We start from the raw sequence: 19,064 nt of genomic DNA, 5'->3' as shown, positions 1-19,064 counted from the left end.
GTGCCGCGGGAGAGCCCGCCGCCGGCGAGCCTAGCCACCGTGGGCGAGGATGGACCCATGCGCGTGCGTGCCCCGGAGCTGGTCGGTCGCGGCTGGCTCAACACCGACGGCCCGGTCCGCCTCGCGGACCTGCGTGGCCGGTTCGTCCTGCTCGACTTCTGGACCTTCTGCTGCATCAACTGCCTGCACGTCCTCGACGAGCTCAAGCCGGTGGAGGAGAAGCACGCCGACGAGCTGGTCGTCATCGGCGTGCACTCGCCGAAGTTCGTCCACGAGGCCGACCCCGACGCCCTGCGCGCCGCCGTGGAGCGCTACTCGGTCACCCACCCGGTCCTCGACGACCCCGAGCTGGTCACCTGGCAGGCCTACACCGCCCGCGCCTGGCCGACCCTCGTGCTCGTCGACCCCGAGGGATACGTCGTGGGGCAGTACGCCGGCGAGGGCCACGCCCACGCGATCGAGGCGCTGCTGGGCCAGCTGGTCGAGGAGCACCGCGCGAAGGGCACGCTCCAGCCCGGTGACTCGCCGTACGTCGCGCCGGTCGTGGAGCCCACCGACCTCCGCTTCCCGGCCTCGGCCGTGCCGCTGCCCGACGGGCGGGTGCTCGTCGCGGACGCCGGCCACGACGAGGTCGTCGAGCTGGACGCCGGGGGTGCGGTGCTGCGCCGGACCGGCGGCTTCCGCGAGCCCAACGGCCTCTGCCTGCTGCCGGCGGACGTCGCCGCCGAGGTGGGGTACGACGCGGTCGTCGCCGACACCGTCGGCCACCGCCTCCACGGCCTGGCGCTCGCGGACGGCTCCACCCGCGTGCTCGCCGGCGACGGCCGGCAGTGGATGGCCGGCGACGGCACCGACCGGCTCTCCAGCCCCTGGGACGTCGCCTGGTGGCGCGACCGGGTCTGGGTCGCGATGGCCGGCATCCACCAGCTGTGGACCTTCGACCCCCGCACGGGTGCCGTCGAGGTCGCTGCGGGGACGGCCAACGAGGGGCTGCTCGACGGCCCGCTCGCCGAGGCGTGGTTCGCCCAGACCTCCCGGCTCGCGCCGGTCGGCGACCGGCTCTGGATCGCCGACAGCGAGACCTCCTCGGTCCGCTGGGTGCAGGAGGCGGCCGACGGCGCGCTCGAGGTCCGCACCGCGGTCGGCACCGGCCTCTTCGACTTCGGCTTCCGCGACGGACCGGCCGACCAGGCGCTGCTGCAGCACCCGCTCGGGGTGACGGTCCTGCCGGACGGCTCGGTCGCGGTCTGCGACACCTACAACGGGGCGGTCCGCCGGATCGCCGTCACCGACGACGGGCCGGGCGAGGTCACGACGCTCGCCGGCGGCCTGGCCGAGCCCTCCGCGGCGTACGTCGACGGCGCCGAGCTGGTCGTCGTGGAGTCCGGGGCGCACCGCCTCACCCGGGTGCCGCTGGGCTCGGCCGGCACCCGCACGGACGGCTTCGCGCACTCCACCCAGCGGCCGGTCACCGAGGTGACGGCGACCCTGGAGCTGGTGGTGGCGTTCACCCCGCCCCCGGGGCAGAAGGTCGACGACCGCTTCGGCCCGCCGTCGCAGCTGCTCGTCGAGGCGACGCCGCCCCAGCTGATCCGCGAGGGCGGGGGACGCGGCACGGACCTGGCCCGCACGATCGTCCTCGACCCGCACGTCGGCGACGGCGTGCTCCACGTCGCGGCGCGCGCGGCCTCCTGCGACGAGGCCGGCGGCGAGGGCGCCGCGTGCCACATGCACCAGCAGGACTGGGGCGTCCCGGTGCGGATCGCCGGGGGCGCCGAGCCGCGGCTGGTGCTGCCGCTGGGCGGCGTGGAGGGCTGACCCCGGTCAGCCGCCGGTGGCGAGCCGCAGCGCGATCGCGAGCATCGTCAGCCCGATGAGCACGTCGAGCACCTGCCAGGCCCGCGCGCTGGCGAGGAACCGGGCGAGCAGCCGCGCGCCGTACCCCAGCCCCGAGAACCACAGCACGCTCGCCAGGCAGGCGCCGACCGCGAACCACCAGCGACCGGGGTCGCCGTGGGTGGCGGCCACCGACCCGAGCAGCAGCACCGTGTCGAGGTAGACGTGGGGGTTGAGCCAGGTCAGCGCGAGCGCCCGCAGCGCCGCCGACCGGCGCGTGAGCCGCGCCCCGCCCGAGGCGGCCAGCGCGTCCGGGTGCCGCGCGCGGAGCAGTGACGAGACGCCGTACCAGCACAGGAACGCGACGCCGAGCCACCGCACCACGTCGATCGCCCACGGCGCCCGCTCGACGACCGTGCCGATGCCGGCCACGCCGGCGAGGATCAGCACCAGGTCGGAGACCGCGCAGATCGCGACGACCAGGCCCACGTGGTCGCGGGCCAGGCCCTGCCGCAGCACGTAGGCGTTCTGGGCGCCGATGGCGACGATGAGGGCGAGTCCGGTCGCGGACCCGGCGGCGAGGTCTCCGATGAGCACACGGCGACGCTAGACGGGGCTCGGGCTGCAGACCAGCGAAGGTTCCTGCACTACCTGTAGCGGTGCTTATGACCGTCCTGGTTGGGTGGGGCACGTGCACCTCGACCCGGCCTGGCTCTCGGCGCTGGCGGCGATCGCCGATCACGGCACCTTCGACGCCGCCGCGCGGCACCTCCACCTCACGCCGAGCGCGGTCAGCCAGCGGATCCGGGCGCTGGAGTCCGAGGTCGGCCAGGTCGTCGTGCGGCGCACGGTGCCCGCGGAGCCGACCCCGGCCGGCGAGGCGCTGCTCCGCCTGGCCCGCCAGACCACCCTGCTGCACGAGGAGACCGTCCGCGCGCTGGGCGGGGACGACGTCGGGGTGGCGCAGCTGCCGGTCGCCGTCAACGCCGACTCCCTGGCGACCTGGTTCCGTGAGGTGCTCGGCGCGGTCGCCGACCGCGGGGACGCCGCCCTGCGTCTGCACGTGCTCGACCAGGCCTGGTCCGCCGACCTGCTGCGCGCCGGCACGGTGCTCGCCGCCGTCACGAGCGACCCGGTCGCCGTCCAGGGCTGCTCGGTGGAGCCGCTCGGCACCCTGCGGTACGCCGCGGCGGCCGCGCCGGCGCTGGCGGAGCGGTACCGCCGGGGCCGCGGCACGGACTGGGCCCGGATCCCGGCCGTGGTCTTCGACGACAAGGACGCGCTGCAGCACGAGCTGCTCGCCGCACGGGGCCTGGGCCTGCCGCCGGTGGTGCACCGGGTGCCGACCTCGGCGGACTTCCTCGAGGCGGTCCGGCTCGGGCTCGGCTGGGGCGCCCTGCCCGAGCCGCAGCTGCGGCCCGACGTCGAGGCGGGTCGGCTCGTGCTGCTCGACCGCCGCCACCACCTCGACGTGCCGCTGCACTGGCAGCGCTGGCGGCTGCGCTCGGCGCTCCTCGACGCGCTGTCCGACGACGTGCGCGTCGCGGCGCGCCGCACCCTCAGGTGATCGGCACGACGCCAGGCTGCTCGCCCCGCCCGGTGCCGGCGCGGGAGAGGACCTCGACCCGGCCGCCGACGTGCAGCCGCACCAGCACGAGGCGCAGGTCCTCGTCGTGGACGACGGCCAGGATCGTCCGGCGCGACTCCCACACGGGGCCGTCGACGGCGCCGACCTGGTGCCGCCCGGTGAACACCGTCACCGGCGAGCCGGTGCGGGCGTCGCGCACGACGAGCCGGCCGCGGAAGCCGTACTCCTCCTCGGGGGACTCGGGGGTGTCGGTGTAGGTCAGCGCGTACCGGCCGCCGGGGGAGACGCCGTCGAAGCGGTAGCCGCTCCGGGTCCACGCGGACCAGTCGTCGCTCCGTAGCGGGATCGCCTTGAGGCCGCGGCGGCCGGAGTCGTCGCGCCACGCCACCCCGCTGCGCACGTCGAGGCCGTCGAGGCGCCCGAGCCGCCGCTCGGTCCGCACCGTGGGCTCCGAGCCCGGCCGCCACTCGGCGAGCCGCGGCGGCGCCCCGCCGCCGTACCGGTTGACGGTCACCCACACCCGGCCCTCAGCCCAGTCGAGCACCTCGGCCCCCTGGGTCGCGAAGCGGTCCACCTCGGTGCCGTCGACCCGGGCGACGACCACGTGGGAGGCGTCGTCACCGTCGCTGGCGTACGCCAGCCGCCCGCCACCGGGGCTGACGAGGAAGTCGAGGTCCAGCTCGCCCCCGGGCTCGTCGGGCTCGCGGACGACGGTCGACCAGCTCCCGTCCCGCCGGATCCGGATGATGCGCGTGTTGTTCACGCCGTACGCCGCGGAGACCCAGCCGCCGTCCGCCCGCTGGATGCCGACCAGCGGCACCCGCAGCCGCGGCTCGAGGGCGACCGTGCGCCCGTCGCTGTGGATCGCCTGCCGGCGCGGGTCGAACCAGTCGCCGCGCGGCGCCGGGCCGCGGGGCGCCCCGGCGAGGTCGATGGTCACGCGCTCGGGCGCGGGCGGCGGAGGCGTCGCCTCCGTGGCGCCGGACGTGCCCGGAGCGAGGGGGAGGGTGAGGGAGAGGGCGCCGACGAGGGCTTCCGAGACCAGGCTTCGCACACCGGTACGACGCGTGGCCGGCCCGGTTGGTTCGAACCGGCGACGACGAGCGCGACGACGACCGCGACGACGACGCCCCCGGACTCCTCGCGGGGTCCGGGGGCGTCGTGCGGCGTCGTGCGGCGTGCGTGCCTCAGGCGGGGATCAGAACGCCGACTCGTCGAGGTCCATGAGCGAGAGGTCGGTCGCCTCGGCGATCGCCCTCTCCGCGCTGACCCGCGGGAGGTTGGTGGCCGCGAAGAACTGCGCCGCGGCGACCTTGCCCTCGTAGAAGGCCTGGTCCTTGCCCGGATCGCCGCCGAGCTTCTCCAGCGCGACCTCGGCCTGGCGCAGCAGCAGCCAGGCGCAGACGACGTCGCCGAGCGCCATCAGCAGGCGCGTGGTGTTGAGGCCGACCTTGTAGATGTTGCGGAGCTCGTCCTGGGCCGACATCAGGTCGTTGATCAGGTGGCCGACCATCGCGTTGGCGTCGTCGAGCGCCGTGGCGAGCAGCTGGCGCTCGTTCTTGAGCCGCCCGTTGCCGGCCTCGCTCTCGATGAACTTCGAGATCTCGCCGGCGATGTGGCCGAGGGCGCGGCCCTGGTCCTTGACGATCTTGCGGAAGAAGAAGTCCTGGCCCTGGATCGCGGTGGTGCCCTCGTAGAGGGTGTCGATCTTGGCGTCGCGGACGTACTGCTCGATCGGGTACTCCTGCAGGAAGCCGGAGCCGCCGAAGGTCTGCAGCGACTCGGTGCCGAGCAGCACCCAGGAGCGCTCCGAGCCGTAGCCCTTGACGATCGGGAGCAGCAGGTCGTTGACTGCCTCGGCGAGCTTGGTCTCGTCGCTGTCCATCGTGCCGTCGTGCTGGGCGAGCTGGACCTTGTCCTGCCAGCTGGCGGTGTAGAGGACCAGCGAGCGCATCGCCTCGGCAAAGGACTTCTGGACCATCAGCGAGCGGCGCACGTCGGGGTGGTGGGTGATGGTGACGCGCGGGGCCGTCTTGTCCGAGGCCTGGGTCAGGTCGGCGCCCTGGACGCGGGACTTGGCGTAGTCCAGCGCGTTGAGGTAGCCGGTCGACAGCGTCGCGATCGCCTTGGTGCCGACGAGCATGCGGGCGTTCTCGATGACCTGGAACATCTGCGCGATGCCGTCGTGGACCTCGCCGAGCAGGTAGCCGCGGGCCGGCTCGCCGCCACCGACGGAAGAGTCACCGAACGTGACCTCGCAGGTGTTGGAGACCTTGATGCCCATCTTGTGCTCGACGTTGGTGACGTAGACGCCGTTGCGCTCGCCGGTCAGCTCGCCGGTCTCGACGTCGAAGTGGTGCTTGGGCACGAGGAAGAGCGAGAGGCCCTTGGTGCCCGGGCCGCCCGCGCCCTCGACGCCCACGGGGCGCGCGAGGGTGAGGTGCATGATGTTCTCGCTCATGTCGTGCTCACCGGACGTGATGAAGCGCTTGACGCCCTCGATGTTCCAGGTGCCGTCCTCGTTCGGGGTGGCCTTGGTGCGGCCGGCGCCCACGTCGGAGCCCGCATCGGGCTCGGTGAGCACCATCGTGGCGCCCCACTGACGGTCGATCATGTGGCCGGCGATCAGCTTGTCGCGGTCGTTGCCGTTGCGGTGCACGATGTCGGCGAACGACGGGCCGGCGGCGTACATCCACACGGGCGCGTTGGCGCCGAGGACCATCTCGCCGATCGCCCAGACCAGGCTCGAGGGGGCGGGGGTGCCGCCGAGGTCCTCGCTGATCTGCAGGCGCCAGTACTCGGAGTCCATCCAGGCCCGGTAGCTCTTCTGGAACGACTCGGGGACCGGCGCGGTGTGCGTGGCCGGGTCGAAGACCGGCGGGTTGCGGTCGCTGTCCTCGAAGGAGGCCGCCAGGTCCTCGCGAGCGAGCCGGTCGACCTCGGCGAGGATCGAGCGCGCCGTCTCGGAGTCCACCTCGGCGAACGGTCCGGTGCCGAGGACCTCGTCGCGGCCCAGCACCTCGAAGAGGTTGAACTCGATGTCGCGGAGGTTGCTCTTGTAGTGGCTCACTGCTCCACCTTCGTCTCGTGATGTGTCCCTGGATGTGCCAGCACAGATCTACTACTGGTCAGTAACTTCAATGGTAGGCGCGGCGTCCGGGCGGTGCAAGCGGCCGCGACCGACCCGGCCCGGGACGCGCCGACTGCGGCTCGACGACACGCCGATCCGACGTGTGTCTCGGTTAAGTCGACTGAAACACCCGAATAACGTGTTACGGTCTGCCAAGTCTTGTCCGCTCGGTGGAGGTGCAACCACCGAGAGCACACCTGGAGAACCCATGCGCAAGCTCATCGTCCTGGGGGTCGTCGGCCTCCTCGCCCAGCTCATCGACGGATCGTTGGGCATGGCGTACGGCGTCACGTCGTCCACGCTCCTGCTCGCCGCCGGCATCGCCCCGGCCGCCGCGTCGGCAGCGGTCCACTTCTCCGAGATCGGCACCTCGCTGGTGTCCGGGTTCTCCCACCACAAGCTCGGCAACGTGGACTGGCGGACCGTCTCGATCCTCGCGGTCCCCGGCTTCGTCGGCGCGTTCGCCGGAGCGACGTTCCTCTCGAACCTCGACGGCGACTCCGCCAAGCCCTGGGTCGCCGCGATCCTGCTCGGCCTCGGCATCTACGTCATCTGGCGCTTCCTGGTCCTCGGCGGCCGTCGTCCCACCTTCAAGTCCCGGCCCTCGGCGCGGATGCTCGCGCCGATGGGCCTCGTCGGCGGCGCGCTCGACGCGGTCGGCGGCGGCGGCTGGGGCCCGGTCGGCACCACGACGCTGCTGTCCTCGGGTCGCCTCGAGCCCCGCAAGGTGGTCGGCTCGATCGACACCTCCGAGTTCGTCGTCGCGGTCGGCGGCTCGCTCGGCTTCATCCTCGCCCTCGGCTCGCAGGGCATCGAGTGGGCCTACGCCGGCGCGCTGCTGGCCGGCGGCGTCGTCGCCGCCCCGATCGCCGCCTGGCTGGTCAAGAAGCTCGCCGCCCGCGTCCTCGGCGTCGCGGCCGGCGGCCTGATCGTGCTCACCAACTCCAAGACCATCACCGAGTCGCTGGGGGCCTCCGACGTCGTCGTCGGCCTGGTCGCCGCGGTCATCTTCGTCGCCTGGGTCACCGGCATCGCCTGGGCGGTCCAGCAGGAGCGCCGGGCGCGTGCCCTCGAGGCCTCCCGGTCCGCCGAGGCGGACCTCGCGCCGGTCGTCTGACCCTCGCCCGCCCTCTCGTCCGACCCCTCGGCCGGCCGCCGGACCCCCGTCCGGCGGCCGCCGCGCGGGAGGAGTCGAGTGTGTGGATCGACTTCTCTGCCAGACTGACCCCATGCGCGTCTCCGCCAAGTCCGACTACGCCCTGCGTGCGCTGATCGAGATGGCCTCGCGCGCTGACGGCAAGGCGGTGAGCGCCGAGGAGCTCGGCCGGCTGCAGGAGATCCCGCACGGCTTCCTGCAGGCCATCCTGGCCGACCTCCGCCGGGCGGGGGTCGTCATCTCCCAGCGCGGCCAGTCCGGTGGCTGGCGGATGGGTCGCCCGGCCACCGACGTGTCCGTGGCCGACGTGATCCGCGCGGTCGACGGCCCGCTCGTCTCCGTCTACGGCCTGCGTCCCGAGGCGGTCACCTACAACGAGTCGGCCGAGGTGCTCCAGCACGTGTGGATCGCCGCGCGGCGCTCGCTGCGCGACGTCTTCGAGCAGACCTCGATCCAGGCGCTCGCCGACGGCAAGCTCCCCAAGGCGGTCACCTCACGCACCGCGGACGAGGACGCCTGGCAGCCGCACTGAGCCGCCTGGTCTGCCCGACCGGCTGGTCCCGGCCGCGTGCGGCGGGGCCGGGAGCAGGTCGGCGAGGTCGCCGCGCACGTCGTGCCCGGAGGCGGCCAGCGCGCCGATCCAGGTGAGCGCCAGCCCGGTCAGCCGGGCGTGCTCCTCCTCCCGGTGGCCCGGGTCCGTCGCGGCCACCGGCTCCTCGTCGGCCCCGTCGGCCCCGTCGGCCCACGCGGCCGGCACCCGCAGCGCCAGGTCGTCGAGGCCAGCCACCTCCCCGAAGGCGCGCCACACGGCCAGCCGGGCGCGCTCGCGCGGGCCCGGCGGCACGACGAGCACGTGGATCCGCGCGGGGTCGCCGACGGCCGGCGCCCAGCGGTCGAGCACGTCGACCAGGTCGGTCCCGGGGTCGCCCGCGGTGCAGCCGGCGTCCGGTGCGGACGCGGTGAGCACCACGTGCGGGCGGAAGCCGGCGAGCTGGTCCAGCATCAGGTCGACCTGCGGCGGGCGGAGCCCGGCGAGCAGCCGCTCGGAGATGAGCACCGCCCGCGTGCGGCGGCGGTCCCGCTGGGCGTCGCGGCACAGCCCCGCCCAGGCGCCCTCCACCTCGCGCCGGCGGAACCCCCAGGCGCGGTGGTCGCGGCCGAGCTCCACCGCGGCGCGGAAGGCGGCGTCCGGCGTCCCGACGCGGCGTACTCCCCGGGTGGTGAGGACGTCGTGCTGGGCGTCGAGGGCCTCGTGCAGCAGGTCGGTCCCGAGCCGGGACGGCCCGAGGTGGAGGAAGGCGTCGCGGCGGCGCATGCCGCCACGGTGACCGGCGCGGCCGTCCTCCGGCCGGCCGTGCCGTGAACGTCGAGCGAAGCGTCCGTGACGAGGCACTAGAACGTGTTCTCGTCCGGCCCTACGATGCCCGGGTGATCACCTCCGACGCCGTCGTCTGGAACGCCCCGGACGACCCGCACCCCGCCCGCGCCGCCTCCCAGTGCTCCTACTCCGCGGTCGCGAAGGGGGACCTCGCGGAGTGGCTGACGGTGTACGCCGAGGACGCGGTCCTCGAGGACCCGGTCGGGCCGTCGATGTTCGACCCCGAGGGCCGCGGCCACCACGGCCACGCCGGCATCTCGGCGTTCTGGGAGAAGGCGATCGCGCCGATCGACACCTTCGAGTTCACCATCGAGCAGTCGATGGCGAACGGCCGCACCTGCGCCAACGTCGGCCGGATCCGCACGTCCTTCGCCGACGGCAGCCACACCACCACCGAGCTGGTCATGGTCTACGTCGTCGACGACGACGGCCGGGTCGCCTCGATGAAGGCCTACTGGGAGCCGGAGCGGACGATGGCGAGCTTCACCCCGGCCCCCTGAGCCCCGGGCCGCCGGTCAGCAGGTAGGGGTCGGCAGGCCGGACCGTCAGATCGTGGTGTGCCGGGCGACCCACTCGACGAGCGGGCGCAGGGCGCGCCAGTCGTCGCGCACGACGTCGAGCAGGTCGGGGGTGTGGACCACCGGCTCGAAGCCGATGACGCGTCCGAGGCTCAGCGAGCGGTGGCGGAGCAGGTCGATGCGCGGGTGGTCGGCGTCGTACCCGCGGGGGGAGGTCTTGAGGCGGTCGCCGCCGCGCTCCCAGCCGGCGGCCTCGAGCTCGGCGATCATCGCCTCGAGCTCCGGACCGAGCTGGTCGTGGTCGACGGCCCCGCGGAACGCCGCCAGCCGACCGGCGCTGGCCTCGTAGAACCCGCCGCCCGTGCGGACCCCGCGCGGCGAGACCTCGACGTACCACCCGGTCGACTCCGCGGCCCGCACGAAGGCGCCCTGGTGGGTCTTGTACGGCGTCTTGTCCTTCGCGAACCGCACGTCGCGGTACGGGCGGAAGACCTTCGCCGTGCCGAACTCCGGCTCGAGCGCCGCGCACAGCGCCTCCATCGGCGCCCGCACCTGGGTGCGGTAGGTGTCCTGGTGCTTCTCCCAGAACGACCGGGTGTTGTCGACCTCGAGGTCGTCGTAGAAGTCCAGGGCGGCGACGGGGATGCCCGCGAACGACGGAGTCTCGGTCACCGGTCCACCCTAGGCACCGCCGAGGGCGCCGGACGGGCGGGGTGAGGCAGCGGCGCACCGCTGCCACGCCGCTGCCCCACGAGGGATCAACGCGGCAGCGGGGAGGAGGTGACGGTCGCTCACCCGACGGGCGCGCTGACCTGCTCGTCGCCGGACTCGCCCAGCGCGGTGACCGCGATGTGCGACCCGCCGCACCGGGGCGGGGCGAGGAACGCGGGCGAGCCGGTGGTCTCGTACGCCGTCGACACCCCGTCCTCGGGGCTCCACCGGACCAGCCGGGCGGGGTCGCCGTCACGGACCGGGTCCTGGACGAACCACGCCGCGTCGCCGCAGGGCAAGAGCGTGCCCGACGTGCCGGGCCCGAGGTCGACGAGCTCGCCGTCGGCCGTGCGGGCGGCGAAGCGGGCGGCCTCGACGCGGTTCTCCTTCGGCACGACCGACCAGACCTGGGCGGTGCCGTCGCCGTCGGGGAGGACGAGTCCGTCCCAGCCGTGGCACTCCTCGACGTCCTGGAACGGCGTGAGGTCCTCGCCCCCGCCCGCGGGGGCGAGCCCGAGGGTGCGGCAGGAGGGGCGGGAGTCGTCGAAGGTCATCAGTGCGGTGCCGGCCGCCGTCACCCGGGCCCCGTTGAACCCGTGCCGCTCGGGGGCACACCAGCCGAGGGTGGACGCGCGGGTGCCGAGGTCGACCTCCGCCAGGCAGTAGGAGCCGGTGTCGGTCACGGAGGCGTGCGCGAGCCGACCGGCGCCCAGGGCCCAGGTCCCGCCGGTGGTCGTCGGGACGTCGCTGCCCCCGTCCACGGTCCACGTCTCGCCGGTCGCCAGCTCGGTGACCTCGGCCCGCGCGGGCCGGGTCTCCTGCCGGTCGGCGACCACGACGACGGCCCAGTCGTCGTCGAGCAGGGCGTCGCTGACGCGTTCCCGGCCGGTGGCCTCGGTGGTGGTCGTGCCGTCGGGGCCCTCCAGGGTCGCGGTGTCGCCGGCCTCGGTGACGGTCAGCGTCCAGCGTCCGTTGGTGGTCACCGTGTCCTGGACCCGGCCGGGGAGCGGCTGCCAGTCGAGCGCTGCGGGCGCGGGGCCCGGGCTCCCGGTGGGGCTGCCGGTCGGGCTCGAGGTGGGGCTCGTGCCGGTGCCGGGCCCGGCGTCCTCGCCGGAGCAGCCGGCGAGCAGGAGGCAGCCGGCGAGGCCGGCCACGACGGCGTGCCGCACGGCGCTCACACCCCGATGTTGTGCTGGAAGTGGTCCTTGTTGGCGCGGTAGCTCTTGTACGCGTTGCGCCACTGGACCCGCCCGACGTACGGCTCCGAGGGGTCGAAGCGCTGCTGGTTCCACGGCTCGAAGTAGCTGATCGCCGTCGGCCTGCTGCCGCGCTTGCTGTAGCCGCGACCGACCTGGAAGTGACCGGAGGCGTCGTCGTCGAGATAGGGGAAGTACTTCCGGTGCAGGATCGGGTGCAGCACGACGGGGGCGCGGTAGTCGGCGAGGTGGCGCATCTGCAGCAGGATCCACGTGTTGAAGCTGTAGTCGGCGATGTCGAGCACGACGTACGGCCCGGCGTGCGCCTTGCGGTCCCAGCCGGTGTTGTCGTTGACGACGCGGACCATGGCCCAGATCGACGTGCCGGCGGTGGTCGTGCGCAGCTCGTCGGCCCAGTGCGCCTGGCCCCGGTCCTTGTCCTTCCAGCCCCACGCGATCATCTGCATCGCGCCCGGGCCGCACCAGTAGGTGCGGACCTGCTCGGCGACCTGCTCGGTGTCGAGGACGACCCGGCGCTCGGGGTAGTCCTTCTGCCGCTTCCGCGCGGCCGGTGCGGCGGCGGTGGCACGGGCGGCGGTGGTGCCGGTGGCCGCGGTGGCGCGGGCCTCGGGGTGGGCGGCGAGGAAGCCGTCCGGCAGCGGGACGCCCTCGATCTCGTGCCGGAGCAGCCAGACCTTGGCGACGGACCGGGCGGCCATGGTCAGCTCCTCCCGCTCGCGACGGGCGCGCTCGGCCGGGCTCAGGCGCGCGGTCCGGGCCAGGGCGCCGGCCGCGTCGAGGTCCCCGGTCGTCTCGACCGGGCGGGTGCGGGCGGTGGTCGTCGCGGCCCGGGCGGCCGTGGCGACCCGTGCCTCGACCTCGCTCTCGCTCGCGGTCGTCCAGCCGGCGCCGAGGCAGTAGCGCTGGCCCTCGAGGTCGGCGCAGCGCACGAGGTCGGCCGCCACGGCGTCGGGCGCACGCCGCGCGGTGGTGGCGGGCACCCGGCCGACGGCGCGGCCGGCCGCGACCACGCGGTCGACCTCGGCCGCGAGCTGCCGGGTGAGCCGGCCGGTGCCGGCGGTGGCGGACGTGGCGAGCGGCGTCGTCGCGCGGGGCGTGCGGTCGCCCGAGGGGGTCAGGGCGCCGTCCGGCTCGTCGTCCCCGCGGGGGACGAACGGTGCGGCGGCGAGCAGGAGGACGAGGGCCGCGAGGGCGGCCTTGCGGGGGCGGGACATGGGGGCTCCGTCATCACGGCGGGGAAGGACCGGACGTCCCACTGTCCCCAGGCGCCTCTGGTCTAGTCAAGTTCCTCACCAGTCACACCTGTCCCACGTGCTCGTGGCGTGGCTGTCGGCGCCACCCGGATCGTTCAATTGCGCGATCGCGGTGCCGTGGAAGCGCTTCCTCGGGGCTCAAGGCCGCAACAACCCCGCAATTGAACGATCCGTGCGGCAGGAGAGTGAGCGGGCGCAGGAGGCGCGGGTCGAGAGAGCGTCGCGCTCGTGGACGCGAGCCGGCGCGGGTCGGCAAGGCCGGGGGAAGGACTGGAGCGGATGACGAGACTCGAACTCGCGACATCGACCTTGGGAAGGTCGCGCTCTACCAACTGAGCTACATCCGCACGTCGGGCGGACCCGACTGCGTGGAGTCTAGGGGATCACTCGCCGCCGGGTGAGACGACCCGGCCGATCGAGGGGAAGCGGGGCTCGATGCTGTCCCCGGACGAGGTGCCGGTGAGCCGCCGCTGCACCCAGGGGATCAGGTGGCCGCGGGTCCAGGCGGCGTCCGCGCGCAGCCGCTCGCGCCGGCTGGCCCGGGCCAGGGGCGGCAGCGGGAGCGGGGCGAGGTCGTGCGGCACGCCGAGGGCGTCGAGCACCATGATCGCGGTGACCTGGTGGCCGGCGGGCCCGAGGTGCATCCGGTCGATCGCCCAGAGGCGTGGATCGCTGGCGGCCACGTCGTACGGCAGGCGCTGGGCGACGCGCCAGGAGTCGGCGATGGTGGCGCCGTGCCGGTCGGCGATGGACCGGACGTGCTCGTTGTAGAGCGCGAACCGGCCGCGGATCGGGGCGTAGATCCCGCCGCTGCCGGGATCGAAGGCGGTGAACATGACGACGCGGGCGCCGGAGGCGGCGAGCCGGGCGATCGCGGCGTCGTACTCGGTGGCCAGGGCGTCGAGGTCGACCTTGGGCCGCACGATGTCGTTGGCGCCGGCGTAGACGGTGACCAGGTCCGGCTGCAGCGCGAGCGCGGGCTCCAGCTGCTCCTGGAGGATGCCGGTCAGCTTCCGGCCGCGGATGGCGAGGTTGGCGTAGCCGAAGTCCGGGTCCTGCTCGGCCAGCACCTCCGCGACGCGGTCGGCCCAGCCCCGCAGGCCGTTGGGACGGGTGGGGTCGGGGTCACCGACCCCTTCGGTGAAGGAGTCGCCGATCGCGACGTACCGCTGGAAGCCCATGGGCCTCATTCTCCGCGCCGGCCCGTGCCGACCGGCGGCGGGGGCGGCGGGTGCCCGGTAGGTTGAGCGCCGTGCTGCTCTCCGACCGCGACATCCTCGCGGAGCTCGACGCCGGCCGTGTCGCGCTCGACCCGTGGGACCCCGCGATGCTCCAGCCCTCGTCGGTCGACGTGCGGCTCGACCGCTTCTTCCGCGTCTTCGAGAACCACAAGTACCCCCACATCGACCCGGCCGCCGACCAGTCGGACCTCACGCGGATGGTCGAGCCGGACGGCGACGAGCCGTTCATCCTGCACCCGGGGGAGTTCGTGCTCGGGTCGACCTACGAGGTCGTGACGCTGCCCGACGACATCGCCGCGCGGGTGGAGGGCAAGTCCAGCCTCGGTCGCCTGGGCCTGCTCACCCACGCGACCGCCGGTTTCGTCGACCCGGGGTTCTCCGGGCACGTGACGTTGGAGCTGGCGAACGTCGCCACCCTGCCGATCAAGCTGTACCCCGGGATGAAGATCGGGCAGTTCTGCTTCTTCCGTCTCTCCTCGCCCTCCGAGCACCCCTACGGCTCGGCGAAGTACGGGTCGCGCTACCAGGGCCAGCGCGGCCCCACCCCGTCGAGGTCGTTCCAGTCGTTCCACCGCACCGAGATCTGAGGGTCCGCGGCCTTTCGTCCGATGTTAGGCTGACCTAACTTAGGTCTGCCTCGCTCCGAACGGACACCCGATGACCACGCTCAGCTCGCCCGCCCTGCCGCTCCTGCTCGAGCAGGTGGAGGTCGCCTCGGTGCAGCGGCTCTCGCCGAGCTTCGTGCGCGTCGAGCTCGGCTCCCCGGCGCTGGCGGAGTTCGGCGTCGACCAGCCGCTCTACGACCAGCGCATCAAGCTCATCTTCCCGCCGGCCGGCGGCGCGCTGGACTCCTTCGTGGGGGCCGACGAGGGGTGGATGCAGCAGTGGTACGCCCGCCCCGCCGAGGAGCGCGGGCACATGCGCACCTACACCGTCCGCGACGTCCGCGGCGAGGGCGCCGACACGCGGATCGTGGTGGACATGGTCCTGCACGAGGCCGACGGGCACGCCGGCCCGGGCTCGTCCTGGGCCGCCCGTGCGGCGGTCGGGGACCGGATCGCGCTGATGTGCCCGCGCCGGGGGATGCCGTTCGGCGGCATCGAGTTCGTGCCGGGCTCGGCGAGCCGGGTCGTGGTCGTCGGCGACGAGACCGCGGTGCCGGCGGCGTGCGCGATCCTCTCGATGCTCCCGAACGACGCGCAGGGCGCGGCGTTCCTGGAGGTGCCGACGGCGGGCGACGTGCAGACCGTGCAGCACCCCGAGGGGGTCACGGTCACCTGGCTGCCGCGCGACGGCGCCGAGCTCGGCTCGCTGCTCGGCCCGGCGGTGCTCGAGCACCTCGGTGCGCCGACCGCGGTCGAGGAGGTCGCCGACGACGAGGTCGACCCCGACCTGTGGGAGACCCCGATGTACTCCTCCTCCGGGGAGATCGAGGGGCCGGTGGAGGTCGCCGCCACCGACGGGGTCTACGCCTGGATCGCCGGGGAGTCCAAGGTGGTCACCACGCTGCGCCGGGCGCTGGTCAACGAGCTCGGCATGGACCGCCGGCAGGTGTCGTTCATGGGGTACTGGCGCCGCGGCGTCGCCATGAGGTCCTGACCGCGGCGCGCCTCACCGGCCTGTCCGCCAGCCCCGTCACGCGGGCGACGGCACCGCGGCGGGCGCCAGCACGACGTCACCACTGACCGTCCGGGCGCGCAGCTCCACGTGGTCCTGGCCGGGCCCGGGCGCCCCCGTGCTGGGGAGGTCCGAGCGGACCGCGCCGGACACCGTGCTGACGTCGGTCCACACGGGCGTGCCCGGCCGCACGCCGACCAGGACGTGGCCGGAGGCGCCCCTGACCGTCACCCGGCCCCGCAGGGCCGCGCCGATGCGCAGGTCGCCGCTGCCCGTCGCGAGCGTGACGTCCGTGCGGGCCTCGCCCACCGCCAGGTCCCCGGACCCGGTCTTCACCGCGACCGGTCCGTCGTTGCTGCCGACGCTCACCCCGCCCGATCCCGTCGACACCGCGGCCGAGGAGGCGGCGTGCCCGAGGCGTACGTCGCCCGAGCCGCTCTTGACCCGCAGCTCCCCCTGCGCCTCCTCGACCTCGATCCGGCCCGAGCCGGTCTCGACCGTGGCCGGGCCCGCGAGCTCCTCGACGCGCACGTCGCCGGAGCCGGTGCGGAGCTGTGCGGGACCGGCCCGTCCGTCGAGCACGACGTCCGCGCTCCCGGTGCGCACGACGACCCGGCTGTACGGAGGCACCTCGACCTCCACCAGCAGCGACCGCTCCCCGCCGAGGAAACCGGCGCGGCGCCGTGGGCCGACGACCGTCACCCGGTCGTCGGCCAGCTCGACGACGGCCTGGTCGGCGTCGTGCCCGGTGACCCGGACGGAGGAGTGGCCGGCGCCCGTGGCGGTCACGTGCACCCGGCCCTCGCCGAGCTCGACGTAGAGGTCGACCGGCTCGGGGGTGGTGTGGTCGCGCTCGACGACCTGGTGGTGGGGCATGAGGGCTCCTGGGGTGGGGTGGGTGGGTGTGGTGGCTAGAGCCAGCCGTTCATCCGGCGGCTCCCGCGACCGCCGCGGCGGCCCAGCGGGTCGCCGCCGCCGAGGAAGGGGATGCTGGACAGGTCGATGTCGACGCTGATCGCGCCTTCCCGGGTGGCGCCGCGCACGACGCCGACCAGCCAGGTGTTGAGCGACTGGCCGGAACGGGCGGCGAGCTCCTCGGCCCGGGTCTTGACCGACTCGGGCAGGCGCAGGGTGATCCGTGCGACCGAGTCGTCCTCCGGCTCGGCGTCCGTCTCGGGCGCTCCTGGGCCGGCCGACACCCCTGACGCCCCGGGTGCGGCCGGGGCGGCCGGCGCCAGTGCCGGGGCCGGTGGCGTGCTGTCGACGACGAAGTCGAGGTCCCGGCCGCTCAGGCGCACGTCGACGCTGCCGGCCGGCATCTCGGCGGTGATCTCCGCGGCGGCCTGCGAGACGGCCTCCATCAGCGCCAGCCGGGCGGCCGGGTCGAGCGCGAACGTCAGCCGCTCCGCGGCCTGGCGTGCCTCGGGGCCGGCCGCCTCGGCGGCGGCCAGCAGGTCGCGGCGCAACGACTCGACGTACGGCGTGATGTCCATGCGCACCACTGTGACATCACGGTGACGTCACGTCAAGCACCGTGTGACGTCGAGCATGGTGCCGTTTGGTGCGACCGCTGAGCGGGCATCGGCCCAGACGGCCGTGCCCACCGGCACCCGGGCGGCGGCCGGCACTCGAACCGTCGTCATGAAAGGCCGTCCATGGCCAGCTGGGCACCGACCGTCCTCGCGAGCGACACGCTGATCGACGCGCGAGCCGTCGACTACCTGATCGTCGCTCTCTACTTCGCCGTCGTGCTCGGGATCGGGGTGATGGCCCGGCGGCAGGTCTCGGACTCGGTGGACTTCTTCCTGTCCGGGCGCTCGCTCCCGGCCTGGGTCACCGGCCTGGCGTTCATCGCGGCCAACCTCGGCGCCGTGGAGATCATGGGCATGTCGGCCTCCGGCGCGGAGTTCGGCCTGCCGACCGTCCACTACTTCTGGGTCGGCGCGATCCCGGCGATGCTGTTCCTCGGCGTCGTGATGATGCCGTTCTACTACGGCTCGAAGGTCCGCTCGGTCCCGGAGTTCATGTACCGGCGGTTCGGCACCGGCGCGCACCTGGTCAACTCCTTCTCCTTCGCGATCGCCCAGCTGCTGATCGCCGGCATCAACCTCTACCTGCTCGGCACGATCATCCAGGCGCTGCTCGGCTGGCCGCTGCTCGTCGCGCTGCTGGTCGCCGCGGTCGTCGTGCTGTCCTACATCACCCTCGGCGGCCTCAGCGCCGCGATCTACAACGAGGTGCTGCAGTTCTTCGTCATCGTCGCGGCGCTGCTGCCGCTGACCCTGATCGGCCTCGACCGCGTCGGCGGCTGGGGCGGCCTGAAGGACAGGATCACCGACGCCGCGGCGGACAACCCCGAGAGCGCGACGGCGGCCCAGCAGCTGAACTCCTGGCCCGGCAACGCCCTCTCCGGCTTCGACTCCGACCTGCTCTCGGTCGTCGGCATCGTCTTCGGCCTCGGCTTCGTGCTGTCCTTCGGCTACTGGACCACGAACTTCGTCGAGGTCCAGCGCGCGATGGCCACCGACTCGATCTCCTCGGCGCGGAAGACGCCGATCATCGGCGCCTTCCCGAAGATGTTCGTCCCGTTCATCACGATCCTGCCCGGCATGATCGCCGCGGTGCTGGTCTCGGAGATCGCCGACACCAAGGCCGGCGAGGAGGTCGCGGGCGGCACCGGCGGCACGGTCACCTACAACGACTCGCTGCTCTACCTGATGCGCGACCTGCTGCCCAACGGCCTGCTCGGCGTCGCCATCGCCGGCCTCCTGGCGGCGTTCATGGCCGGCATGGCGGCCAACATCTCCGCGTTCAACACCGTCTTCAGCTACGACCTGTGGCAGCGGTACGTCGTCAGGGACCGCGACGACGACTACTACCTGAAGATCGGCCGGCTCGCGACGGTCGGCGCGACCGTGATCGCGGTCGGCACGGCGTACCTGGCCACGAACTTCTCGAACATCATGGACTACCTCCAGACCCTGTTCGGGTTCTTCAACGCCCCGCTCTTCGCGACCTTCATCCTGGGCATGTTCTGGAAGCGGATGACCGCCACCGCGGGCTGGGTCGGCCTGGTCTCGGGCACGCTCTCGGCCGTCGCGGTCGCCTTCCTCAGCGAGGACGCGTTCGGCTCGCTCAGCACCGGCGTCATCCCGGTCGGCGGCCAGGGTGCGGCCTTCTTGGCGGCCGGCGCGGCGTTCGTCGTCGACATCGTGCTGAGCATCGTGGTGTCGCTGGTGACCAAGCCGAAGCCGGTCGAGGAGCTCCGCGGCCTGGTCTACTCCGAGACCCCGCGCGAGGACCTCGTCGACGCCGACGAGGCGTCCTACCCGTGGTACCGCCGCACCCTGCCCCTGGCCGGCGTCGCCCTCGCCATGGTCGTCGTCCTCAACGTCATCTTCTGACCGGCTCCCAAGGAG

General features: G+C 73.8%; 18 protein-coding genes and 1 tRNA gene. 8 read left to right on the top strand and 11 right to left on the bottom strand.

Annotation, left to right across the window (positions count from 1 at the left end; all coding sequences use genetic code 11):
- The first annotated feature begins 57 nt into the window (after window positions 1-57).
- Window positions 58-1,818 (top strand): thioredoxin-like domain-containing protein, encoded by a 1,761-nt coding sequence (locus tag OSR43_RS19855; protein WP_302268526.1) that lies wholly within the window; start codon window positions 58-60, stop codon window positions 1,816-1,818.
- A gap of 6 nt (window positions 1,819-1,824) precedes the next feature.
- Here the strand turns inward: OSR43_RS19855 and OSR43_RS19850 are convergent, their stop codons facing one another.
- The gene (locus OSR43_RS19850) at window positions 1,825-2,433 is read right to left on the bottom strand and encodes a LysE/ArgO family amino acid transporter (protein ID WP_364867803.1); all 609 of its coding nucleotides are present in this window, start codon (window positions 2,431-2,433) and stop codon (window positions 1,825-1,827) included.
- Between the two features lie 94 nt (window positions 2,434-2,527).
- Between OSR43_RS19850 and OSR43_RS19845 the strand changes: the two genes are divergently transcribed.
- On the top strand, window positions 2,528-3,403 hold the full coding sequence (locus OSR43_RS19845) for a LysR family transcriptional regulator ArgP (RefSeq protein ID WP_302268525.1): 876 nt from the start codon (window positions 2,528-2,530) through the stop codon (window positions 3,401-3,403).
- Here the strand turns inward: OSR43_RS19845 and OSR43_RS19840 are convergent.
- Window positions 3,396-4,478 (bottom strand): hypothetical protein, encoded by a 1,083-nt coding sequence (locus tag OSR43_RS19840; protein ID WP_302268524.1) that lies wholly within the window; start codon window positions 4,476-4,478, stop codon window positions 3,396-3,398. The two genes, OSR43_RS19845 and OSR43_RS19840, sit on opposite strands and share 8 nt — an antisense overlap.
- A gap of 144 nt (window positions 4,479-4,622) precedes the next feature.
- Window positions 4,623-6,494, bottom strand: coding sequence for an acyl-CoA dehydrogenase (locus OSR43_RS19835; RefSeq protein WP_302268523.1), 1,872 nt, complete (start codon window positions 6,492-6,494; stop codon window positions 4,623-4,625).
- Window positions 6,495-6,762: 268 nt separating this feature from the next.
- On the opposite strand from OSR43_RS19835, the gene OSR43_RS19830 reads away from it, so the two are divergent.
- Window positions 6,763-7,671, top strand: coding sequence for a sulfite exporter TauE/SafE family protein (locus tag OSR43_RS19830; protein ID WP_302268522.1), 909 nt, complete (start codon window positions 6,763-6,765; stop codon window positions 7,669-7,671).
- A gap of 112 nt (window positions 7,672-7,783) precedes the next feature.
- A complete protein-coding gene (locus OSR43_RS19825; protein WP_300959746.1) occupies window positions 7,784-8,242 on the top strand; it encodes an Rrf2 family transcriptional regulator in 459 nt (152 codons plus the stop codon).
- On the opposite strand, the gene OSR43_RS19820 is transcribed toward OSR43_RS19825, so the two are convergent.
- Window positions 8,204-9,025 (bottom strand): hypothetical protein, encoded by an 822-nt coding sequence (locus OSR43_RS19820; protein WP_302268521.1) that lies wholly within the window; start codon window positions 9,023-9,025, stop codon window positions 8,204-8,206. The two genes, OSR43_RS19825 and OSR43_RS19820, sit on opposite strands and share 39 nt — an antisense overlap.
- A gap of 113 nt (window positions 9,026-9,138) precedes the next feature.
- Between OSR43_RS19820 and OSR43_RS19815 the strand changes: the two genes are divergently transcribed.
- A complete protein-coding gene (locus OSR43_RS19815) occupies window positions 9,139-9,588 on the top strand; it encodes a nuclear transport factor 2 family protein (RefSeq protein ID WP_302268520.1) in 450 nt (149 codons plus the stop codon).
- Window positions 9,589-9,633: 45 nt separating this feature from the next.
- Here the strand turns inward: OSR43_RS19815 and OSR43_RS19810 are convergent, their stop codons facing one another.
- From OSR43_RS19810 to OSR43_RS19790, 5 genes are all read right to left on the bottom strand, one after another.
- On the bottom strand, window positions 9,634-10,278 hold the full coding sequence (locus tag OSR43_RS19810) for a DUF2461 domain-containing protein (protein WP_302268519.1): 645 nt from the start codon (window positions 10,276-10,278) through the stop codon (window positions 9,634-9,636).
- Window positions 10,279-10,397: 119 nt separating this feature from the next.
- Window positions 10,398-11,495: a hypothetical protein gene (locus OSR43_RS19805; RefSeq protein WP_302268518.1), complete on the bottom strand. Its 1,098-nt coding sequence runs from the start codon at window positions 11,493-11,495 to the stop codon at window positions 10,398-10,400.
- Complete coding sequence (locus OSR43_RS19800; protein WP_302268517.1) at window positions 11,492-12,748, bottom strand: hypothetical protein; 1,257 nt, start codon at window positions 12,746-12,748, stop codon at window positions 11,492-11,494. The genes OSR43_RS19805 and OSR43_RS19800 overlap by 4 nt, the downstream gene beginning before the upstream one ends.
- Window positions 12,749-13,058: 310 nt before the next feature.
- Window positions 13,059-13,134, bottom strand: a tRNA-Gly gene (locus OSR43_RS19795).
- Window positions 13,135-13,170: 36 nt separating this feature from the next.
- Window positions 13,171-13,968, bottom strand: coding sequence for an SGNH/GDSL hydrolase family protein (locus OSR43_RS19790; protein ID WP_302268516.1), 798 nt, complete (start codon window positions 13,966-13,968; stop codon window positions 13,171-13,173).
- Between the two features lie 71 nt (window positions 13,969-14,039).
- Between OSR43_RS19790 and dcd the strand changes: the two genes are divergently transcribed.
- Both dcd and OSR43_RS19780 read left to right on the top strand, forming a co-directional pair.
- Entirely contained in the window at window positions 14,040-14,615 is a 576-nt protein-coding gene (gene dcd, locus OSR43_RS19785; protein ID WP_302268515.1) for a dCTP deaminase, read from the top strand.
- Window positions 14,616-14,685: 70 nt separating this feature from the next.
- Window positions 14,686-15,627: a siderophore-interacting protein gene (locus OSR43_RS19780; RefSeq protein ID WP_302268514.1), complete on the top strand. Its 942-nt coding sequence runs from the start codon at window positions 14,686-14,688 to the stop codon at window positions 15,625-15,627.
- A 36-nt stretch (window positions 15,628-15,663) separates the two neighbouring features.
- On the opposite strand, the gene OSR43_RS19775 is transcribed toward OSR43_RS19780, so the two are convergent.
- Window positions 15,664-16,521, bottom strand: a complete 858-nt coding sequence (locus tag OSR43_RS19775; RefSeq protein WP_302268513.1) for a DUF4097 family beta strand repeat-containing protein — start codon at window positions 16,519-16,521, stop codon at window positions 15,664-15,666.
- A gap of 35 nt (window positions 16,522-16,556) precedes the next feature.
- On the bottom strand, window positions 16,557-17,138 hold the full coding sequence (locus OSR43_RS19770) for a toxin-antitoxin system HicB family antitoxin (protein ID WP_302268512.1): 582 nt from the start codon (window positions 17,136-17,138) through the stop codon (window positions 16,557-16,559).
- Between the two features lie 162 nt (window positions 17,139-17,300).
- On the opposite strand from OSR43_RS19770, the gene OSR43_RS19765 reads away from it, so the two are divergent.
- Window positions 17,301-19,049: a sodium:solute symporter family protein gene (locus OSR43_RS19765; RefSeq protein WP_302268511.1), complete on the top strand. Its 1,749-nt coding sequence runs from the start codon at window positions 17,301-17,303 to the stop codon at window positions 19,047-19,049.
- Window positions 19,050-19,064: the final 15 nt, after the last annotated feature.

The organism is Nocardioides sp. Arc9.136 (assembly GCF_030506255.1).
Lineage (GTDB): Bacteria > Actinomycetota > Actinomycetes > Propionibacteriales > Nocardioidaceae > Nocardioides.
Note: the sequence above shows the minus strand (reverse complement) of the source record. Positions and strands in the feature narration are given on the sequence as shown.

Bases quoted from the DNA above. Each gene is read 5' to 3' on its own strand.
- OSR43_RS19855 (WP_302268526.1), top strand. From the start codon at position 58: ATGCGCGTGCGTGCCCCGGAGCTGGTCGGTCGCGGCTGGCTCAACACC.
- OSR43_RS19775 (WP_302268513.1), bottom strand. From the start codon at position 16,521: ATGCCCCACCACCAGGTCGTCGAGCGCGACCACACCACCCCCGAGCCG.
- OSR43_RS19790 (WP_302268516.1), bottom strand. From the start codon at position 13,968: ATGGGCTTCCAGCGGTACGTCGCGATCGGCGACTCCTTCACCGAAGGG.
- OSR43_RS19820 (WP_302268521.1), bottom strand. From the start codon at position 9,025: ATGCGCCGCCGCGACGCCTTCCTCCACCTCGGGCCGTCCCGGCTCGGG.
- OSR43_RS19765 (WP_302268511.1), top strand. From the start codon at position 17,301: ATGGCCAGCTGGGCACCGACCGTCCTCGCGAGCGACACGCTGATCGAC.
- OSR43_RS19800 (WP_302268517.1), bottom strand. From the start codon at position 12,748: ATGTCCCGCCCCCGCAAGGCCGCCCTCGCGGCCCTCGTCCTCCTGCTC.
- OSR43_RS19780 (WP_302268514.1), top strand. From the start codon at position 14,686: ATGACCACGCTCAGCTCGCCCGCCCTGCCGCTCCTGCTCGAGCAGGTG.
- OSR43_RS19830 (WP_302268522.1), top strand. From the start codon at position 6,763: ATGCGCAAGCTCATCGTCCTGGGGGTCGTCGGCCTCCTCGCCCAGCTC.
- OSR43_RS19825 (WP_300959746.1), top strand. From the start codon at position 7,784: ATGCGCGTCTCCGCCAAGTCCGACTACGCCCTGCGTGCGCTGATCGAG.
- OSR43_RS19770 (WP_302268512.1), bottom strand. From the start codon at position 17,138: ATGGACATCACGCCGTACGTCGAGTCGTTGCGCCGCGACCTGCTGGCC.